2 protein-coding genes are annotated in these 2,061 nt (G+C 42.7%); both read left to right on the forward strand.

Annotated features, from left to right (window positions below; genetic code table 11):
• Positions 1–24 precede the first annotated feature (24 nt).
• On the forward strand, positions 25–1,149 hold the full coding sequence (locus tag ACW12G_RS07690) for a toxic anion resistance protein (RefSeq protein WP_029509411.1): 1,125 nt from the start codon (positions 25–27) through the stop codon (positions 1,147–1,149).
• A complete protein-coding gene (locus tag ACW12G_RS07695; RefSeq protein ID WP_278364480.1) occupies positions 1,130–1,990 on the forward strand; it encodes a YceG family protein in 861 nt (286 codons plus the stop codon). Before ACW12G_RS07690 ends, ACW12G_RS07695 begins: the two co-directional genes overlap by 20 nt.
• The last annotated feature ends 71 nt before the right edge of the window (positions 1,991–2,061 follow it).

A 2,061-nucleotide genomic window follows, 5' to 3' on the forward strand; every position in this document is an offset into this window, starting at 1 on the left:
AAAATGCACAAAGGACGTACCTGCATGTCAAACTTGTTTTCAGTTGATACACCAACTGTTGAACCACATTACAATCAATTTGAACCACAATCAACGCGTGCCAAAGAATTGATGGCTGATCCTGAAGTGATTAAGATCGCTGACAGTATCGATTTAACGGACACAGTTGCTTTATATGATTTAGGGAAAGAGCCAGCTGACAAAATGTCTGGAATTGCTGGTCAGCTGCTGGATAAACTGACGGTTGCTGATACGATTGGGTCGACGAAAGTTTTAGACGCGTTGGTCAAGTTAACCAAGCAAATTGAGTTTAAAGAATTGAAGTTAGACCAAGAACGTGGATTAAAGGCCTTGTTCCGTCGCGCTGAAGCCACGCTCAAAGCACGCGTTGCCAAGTACCAATCAATTGGCAGCGAGGTCAATACACTATTTGTGGCGCTGAAAACTTATGAAAACACGATTCAAAAACGTGTTGACGATATGGATCAACTCGCTAGTGCCAATGCGGCCTATGCTAAGAATTTGGATCAGTATATTGCCCTGATTTACATTTTGCGTAACCGCCAAGCTATGACCGTGCAAAACACGTTATTAGCGGCACAGGCTGGGGATGAAGAAGCACAAATTGCTTTGCCAAAACTGCAACAAGTCGCCGAGGTGTTGGATAAACGCGCGTTTGATTTGGAGCAAGCGAAAGCAATGGCCACGATTACAGCACCGCAAATCAAGCAAACGCAAGATAATAATCTGAATTTAATTCAGCAATATCACGCAGCATTTATTAATACGATTCCGGCTTTGCAAACTGGCTTGGTACAAGCCGTGACGGCATTACAGGGTAATTATGCGCAACAAGGTTTGAATGCGCAGAAGCAAGCGACCGCTGATTTGATGAAGAAAAACGCGGAACGTTTGGCCGTTAATAATAAATTCATTTTGGAATCAAGTGGGCAACCAACCGTTTCTGTTGAAGACATGCAAAGCATTGTCACCACAATCCTCAATGCCGTTCAAGAAACGAAAACGATTGAACAAGAGAATGCTAAAAAGCGTGAAGCGTCACGTGAACAAATGGCCAAAATGATGACTGATTTTAAAGCAGCCGTTAATGATGTGAAGGTAACAGATAATGGGCAAGAAAACAGTTAAAACATTGGCGCGGCAGGCACAAGATGAGCTACTTGAAGCCTCAAATAATAGTGCACTGCTACAAGGCGATTTTGCTACAAAAGCTTATCAGATGGATGTTGCGCGGATTGAAACGACCTTGGCTGAACTCAATATTTTACTCGAGATGCCAGCCATGATTCGGACGGGATTTGAACAAGATGATACGCAGGAAACCATCACGATCCCAACGGTTTTTGCTAAGGTTGATGGTTTGCCAACGAATGAAAAGCCATATTGGCAACACCTCGACAGTATTCGCGATACCACAGGGCTGCAGGCGTTGGTAACACGACACATGACCGCAAGTGATTGGCGTATTTCATCAGCAGACTTTGATACAATTATGGCCAACTTGACGCCACAAACGGTGCAACAATCGGATGCCTGGGCCTATCAAGTGCTGAACAAATTACTACAAGATAAAATTGCTGAAGCCATTGTGGCATTACTCAATGACTGGCCATTTAGTGTCCCTCAGACGACTGAAAATCAGCAAACCGTTTTATCAGTTTTGTTAGACCTACCAAAAGAGTTATTAGAAATGAGTCTTGAAGTGGATTACCCAAAGGAAGTGCCATTACTCGCTGTGGTACATCAAGAGTCCATGGGTGAAATCACATTTGAAGATGTTGTTGCTTATAATATGTTTCATCAACTGGGCTGGGACATTGTGATTTATTCGCCACATGCTTTTGCATCGCTGGAAAATTACATGACATCTGATAGTTATGACCACTTTAGCTATGATAAAGTCCGGGCAACGGCATCAGCGACCGGCGATCCGAAAAAATCCTTCCTGCAAAAATTGTTTGGTAATTAGGAGAAAAAATTGAAACGTATCACACATCACATGGCCAAATTATGGCTAATATTATTGATTGCACCATTATT

Source organism: Leuconostoc sp., from assembly GCF_965300815.1.